The organism is Micromonospora sp. URMC 106, assembly GCF_051386395.1.
GTDB lineage: Bacteria > Actinomycetota > Actinomycetes > Mycobacteriales > Micromonosporaceae > Micromonospora.
Window position 1 is genome coordinate 1 of the sequence record NZ_JBPQTP010000198.1, and the last position, 5000, is coordinate 5000.

Sequence of the window (5000 nt, forward strand, 5' to 3'; positions counted from 1 at the left end):
GGTGCGCGGGCGGGCGGGTGCGCGGGCGGACGGGTGCGCGGGCGGACGGGTGCGCGGGCGGACGGGTGCGCGGGCGCGCGGGTCAGGCCAGCACGAACCGGGCTTCGCCGTCGTCGGGCAGGTCGAGGCGCGGGGTGACGGGGGTGGCGGCGTCCCGGGTCGCCGCCGCGCGGGCCACGCCGGCCAGGTCGGCGCAGGCCGCCACCTGGGCCAGGTTCACCAGGGTCGGCGGCAGCATGGTCAGCTCGCCCGCCTCCGCGCGGGCCAGGGCGTCCGCCGGGCGGATCCACAGCGTGTGGTCGGTCTCGCCGGAGACGTCCCGGGTCCGCTGCCCCTCGGGCAGCAGGGCGGCGAAGAAGTACGTGTCGAAGCGGCGCGGCTCGAACTCCGGCGTGATCCACCGGCTCCACGGCAGCAGCAGGTCCGACCGGAGGGTGAGCCCGCGCCGGGCGAGCAGGTCCGCGAAGCCTCCCCGGCGCTGCTCCAGCGCCACCCGGTCGGCCTCCCAGTCGTCGCCGCTCACGTCGCCCACCACGGCCCCGGCGTCGGGGCCGGCGAGCAGTACGCCCGCCTCCTCGAAGACCTCCCGGGCGGCGGCACAGACCACCGCCTGGGCGGCCGCCGGGGGCACCCCGAGCCGCTCGCCCCAGCCGGCCGGCGGCGGGCCGGCCCAGTCCAGGTGCGCCTGCGAGTCGGAGGGGTCGACGCCGCCACCGGGGAAGGCGTACATCCCGCCGAAGGCCATCGCGGCGACCCGACGGATCAGATAGACCTCGAAGTCGTCGCCGGCCGGGCGGAGCAGCAGCACGGTGGCCGCGACCCGGGGCGCCGCCGGCGTGCCGCCCTCGGCGCGGAACCGGCGGGCGTGCTCCACCAGCGCCGGGGGTGCGGGGAAGCCGTCGGCGTGGATCGTCATGCGCCGAGCCTAGTTCCCGACCGGTGGATCGCCCGCCCTGCGGCCCGGTGATCTTCGCTAGCGTGGCCGCCATGACTCGTTGGGGCATCCTGGCCACCGGCCACATCGCCGCCCGCTTCGCCGAGGACCTCCGGCTGGTGCCGGGTGCCGAACTGGCGGCGGTCGGCTCGCGGACCGCCGAGAGCGCGGAGCGGTTCGCGCGCCGGCACGGCGTACCGCGGGCGTACGCCTCCTGGGCGGAGCTCGCCGCGGACGACGATCTGGACGTCGTCTACGTCGCCACCCCGCACGCCGCGCACCACGAGGCGGCCCTGACCTGCCTTGCGGCCGGCCGGGCGGTGCTGCTGGAGAAGCCGTTCACGCTCGACCTGGCGACCAGCGTCGAGCTGGTCGACGCCGCCCGCGCGGCCGGGGTCTTCCTCATGGAGGCCATGTGGATGCGGACCAACCCGCTCGTACGCCGGGTCTGCGAGCTGGTGGCGGACGGCGCGATCGGCACGGTGACCAGCGTCCGGGCCGACTTCGGCGCGGCCGGGCCGTTCCCGCCGGAGCACCGGATGCGGGCCCGCGCCCTCGGCGGCGGCGCCCTGCTCGACCTCGGCGTCTACCCGGTCAGCCTGGCCCACCTGCTGCTCGGCGTGCCCGACCACGTCCGGGCGTGGGCGAAGCTGAGCCCCGAGGGGGTGGACGAGAACACCGGGATCCTCCTCGGGTACGACTCGGGCGCGGTCGCCACGCTGAGCTGCGGCATGGTCGGGGCGACCCCGCTGGTCGCCTCGATCACCGGCACCACCGGCCGGATCGACCTGCCCGAGCCGTTCTTCCGCCCGGGCTCGGTGACCCTGCACCGGGCCGGCGCGGAGCCGGAGACGATCACCGGCGAGCTGGTCGGCGGCGGCTACCAGTACGAGGCCGCCGAGGTTCAGCGCTGCCTGGCGGAGGGCCTGCTGGAGAGCCCTCTCGTGCCGCACGCCGCCACCCTGGAGGTGATGGCGCTGCTCGACGGGATCCGCGCCCAGATCGGCGTCTCCTACGCCTGACGGCGAGCACGGAAAGGGCCCCCGCCGACGCGACGTCGACAGGGGCCCTTCCGTCGTGTCTCAGCTGAAGAGCGGGCGGGCCAGGAAGTACATCAGGGCGCCGATGGAGCCGGCGGCCGGGAACGTGAGGATCCACGCGCCGACGATGTTGCCGGCGACGCCCCAGCGCACGGCGGAGAGCCGCTTGGTGGCGCCGACACCCATGATCGCCGAGGTGATCGTGTGGGTGGTCGAGATCGGGGCGCCGAGGACCAGCGCGTTGAAGTACAGCACCGAGCTGGCCACGGTCTCGGCCGCGAAACCCTCCGGCGGCTTCAGGTCGATGATCTTCCGACCCAGCGTCCGGATGATCCGCCACCCACCGGCGTACGTGCCGGCGGCCAGCACGGCGGCCGAGGTCCAGAACGCCCACTCCGGGATGAAGCTCGGGTCGTCCTGGTAGCCGCCGACGTAGAGGGCGAGCACCACGATGCCGATGGTCTTGGCGGCGTCCTGCATGCCGTGGCCGACGGACATGGCCGCCGCGGAGGCGGTCTGCGCCCAGCGGAAGCCCCGGTTGAGCTTGCCCGGGTGCCCCTTCCGGAAGATCCACTGCACGGCGATCATGACGATGTAGCCGAGCAGGAAGCCGACCATCGGCGAGAGGATCATCGGGATGATCACGCTCTCCCCGATGCCGGTCCACAGCACGGTGCCGGACGCGGCGACGGTCGAGCCGACCAGCCCGCCGATCAGCGCGTGCGACGAGGACGACGGCAGGCCGAAGTACCAGGTGATCAGGTTCCAGACGATCGCGCCGATCACGCCGGCGAAGACGATGCCGAGGCTGGCCTGCCCGGTGGGTAGTTTGACCAGGCCGCTGCCGACGGTCTTGGCGACCTCGGCGCCGAAGTGGGCGCCGATGAAGTTGCCGACCGCCGCCATGGCCAGGGCCACCCTGGGTGTGAGCGCCCTGGTGGAGATGCTGGTCGCGATCGCGTTGGCGGCGTCGTGGAAGCCGTTGGTGTAGTCGAACGCCAACGCCACCGCGATCACCGCCAGCACGGCGATGAGTTCGGGGCTCACAGGATCAGGACTCCTTGACCGCGATGGTCTCGACGGTGTTGGCCACGTGCTCGAAGGAGTCGCAGGCGGCCTCCAGCTCGTCGGCGACCTCCTTCATCTTCAGCACGGTCAGCGCGTCGTACTCGCCGGAGAAGAGGCGGACCAGCAGCATCCGGTACGCCTGGTCGCCGTCGTTCTCCAGCCGGTTGCACTCGATCCAGTAGTCCTCGAGGTCCTTCATCGACTTCAGTCGCGGCATCGCGTCGGCGGTCAGCTTCGCCTGCGCGTCGAGGACGTTGATCAGCTCGTGCATCTCCCGCGGCAGCGACGGGATCTTGGTCAGCCCGTAGAGGTAGAGCAGGTTGCCGACCGCCTCGAGGTGGTCCATCACGTCGTCCAGCAGCGAGCCGAGGCGGTAGATGTCCTCGCGGTCGAAGGGGGTGATGAAGGTCGAGTTGATCTTCTTGTACAGCTCGTGGGTGATCTGGTCGCTGTCGTGCTCCACCTCGGTGAGCCGCTCGCTGACCGACTGCACCTCGACTCCGGGGAGGGCCAGCTCGTTGAGCAGTTCGGTGCCCTTCACCAGGTTCTGCGCGGCCCTGGTGAAGAGCTCGTAGAAGGCGCCCTCGTTCGGGCGGAAGGAAAACTTCACAGCACGGACCTCGTCGTGTCGGTGGAAGGGTGGCGGCCGCCCGGAGGGTGCCCGCCTGGGAATGCTAGGAAACGACAGAACCGGGATTTCGGCGGCCTCCCCCTGGCCAGGCCACATTCACCGGTCGTTCACCTGCCGTTCATCTGCGGCATCTCCCTCCGCTCCCAGCAGCCGCTCCCGTTCCCGCCGGACGTCGAAACCGGCAGCCGGATACCCCAGATCGAGGGTGTCGAACGTCTCCCTGAGCAGGTGCGCGACGGCCCAGTCGCGGTACCACTTGCGGTCCGCCGGCACCACGTACCAGGGCGCGGCGTCCGTGCCGCACCGGCCCAGCGCCTCGGCGTACGCGGCCTGGTAATCGGCCCAGCGGGCCCGGGCGTCGATGTCGGAGGGGTTGTACTTCCAGTGCTTGCGCGGGTCGGACAGCCGCTCCAGCAGCCGCCGGCCCTGCTCGGCGTACGAGATGTGCAGCATCACCTTGACCAGGGTCACCCCGGCTGCGGCCTGCTCCCGCTCGAACGCGTTGATCTCGTCGTACCGGGCCTGCCAGACCGGCTCCGGCACCAGCGAGTCGACGCGCGCGACCAGCACGTCCTCGTAGTGGGAGCGGTTGAAGATCCCCACGTACCCGGGCGGCGGGAGCGCCCGCCGGACCCGCCACAGGAAGTCGTGCCGCAACTCCTCGGGGGTGGGTGGGCCGAACGAGCGGATGTGCAGGCCGAGCGGGTTCATGGCGCCGGCGACGCGTTTGATCGTGCCGTCCTTGCCGCCGCAGTCCATCGCCTGCAACACCAGCAGCACCCGGTGCCCGGCGCCCAGGCCGGGCACCCCGGCATCCCGGCCCGGCGCCCCGGCACCGGGACCGCCCGCCCCGGCGTCCCGGCCGTGAGCACCGTCGTCGGGACCGCCCGCCGCACCGGCCGTTCCCGGAGCGCCGGCCAACTGGTCGGCCCCGCCCGCCTCCCGCGCCTTCGCGTCGGCGAACAGCATCTCCTGCTGCCGGCCCAGTTCCGCGCCGATCAGCTCGACCTGGCCACGGGCCCAGTCCTTGCGGTGCTCGCCGGTCACCTCCGGCCCGGGCAGCCCGGGCGTCGACCGGGGGTCCACGGCCCCGAGGCCCACCGTCCGGCCCGGGGCCACCCGCAGCAACTCCCGCATGGCCCCGCCGACCGGCCCGACAACGCCCGCTCCACCCGTCGCTCCCATCCCCGGATCATCACCCACCTCCGCCCGCTCCGCCCGCCGAGCGCTTCCGCCGGCACCGCTCCCGCCCGCTGCCGCTCCCATCGCCGCGAGGGCAGCACGACTGCGTGGTCGACGCCGGCGGTGGCGCGGGCGGGAGCGGTGC

General features: G+C 73.2%; 5 protein-coding genes. 1 reads left to right on the forward strand and 4 read right to left on the reverse strand.

Translation table 11 applies throughout. The annotated features are described in order from the left end of the window. Positions 1–82: 82 nt before the first annotated feature. Entirely contained in the window at positions 83–916 is an 834-nt protein-coding gene (locus ACSNOB_RS31410; protein WP_436690998.1) for an NUDIX hydrolase, read from the reverse strand. 71 nt (positions 917–987) lie between these two features. Between ACSNOB_RS31410 and ACSNOB_RS31415 the strand changes: the two genes are divergently transcribed. After that, positions 988–1956 carry a Gfo/Idh/MocA family protein gene (locus ACSNOB_RS31415; RefSeq protein WP_436691000.1) on the forward strand — a complete coding sequence of 323 codons (969 nt, stop codon included), beginning with the start codon at positions 988–990 and terminating at the stop codon, positions 1954–1956. Between the two features lie 60 nt (positions 1957–2016). Here the strand turns inward: ACSNOB_RS31415 and ACSNOB_RS31420 are convergent, their stop codons facing one another. The 3 genes from ACSNOB_RS31420 to ACSNOB_RS31430 all read right to left on the reverse strand — a co-directional run bounded on the left by ACSNOB_RS31420 (position 2017) and on the right by ACSNOB_RS31430 (position 4858). Next, complete coding sequence (locus tag ACSNOB_RS31420) at positions 2017–3021, reverse strand: inorganic phosphate transporter (RefSeq protein ID WP_393106018.1); 1005 nt, start codon at positions 3019–3021, stop codon at positions 2017–2019. 4 nt (positions 3022–3025) lie between these two features. Then, positions 3026–3652: a DUF47 domain-containing protein gene (locus tag ACSNOB_RS31425; protein WP_393106020.1), complete on the reverse strand. Its 627-nt coding sequence runs from the start codon at positions 3650–3652 to the stop codon at positions 3026–3028. Positions 3653–3769: 117 nt separating this feature from the next. After that, complete coding sequence (locus ACSNOB_RS31430; RefSeq protein ID WP_436691002.1) at positions 3770–4858, reverse strand: PPK2 family polyphosphate kinase; 1089 nt, start codon at positions 4856–4858, stop codon at positions 3770–3772. Between the last annotated feature and the right edge of the window lie 142 nt (positions 4859–5000).

What these genes read in the sequence shown, in the direction of transcription:
- ACSNOB_RS31410 (WP_436690998.1), bottom strand. Translation starts at nt 916, where the DNA reads ATGACGATCCACGCCGACGGCTTCCCCGCACCCCCGGCGCTGGTGGAG.
- ACSNOB_RS31415 (WP_436691000.1), top strand. Translation starts at nt 988, where the DNA reads ATGACTCGTTGGGGCATCCTGGCCACCGGCCACATCGCCGCCCGCTTC.
- ACSNOB_RS31430 (WP_436691002.1), bottom strand. Translation starts at nt 4,858, where the DNA reads ATGGGAGCGACGGGTGGAGCGGGCGTTGTCGGGCCGGTCGGCGGGGCC.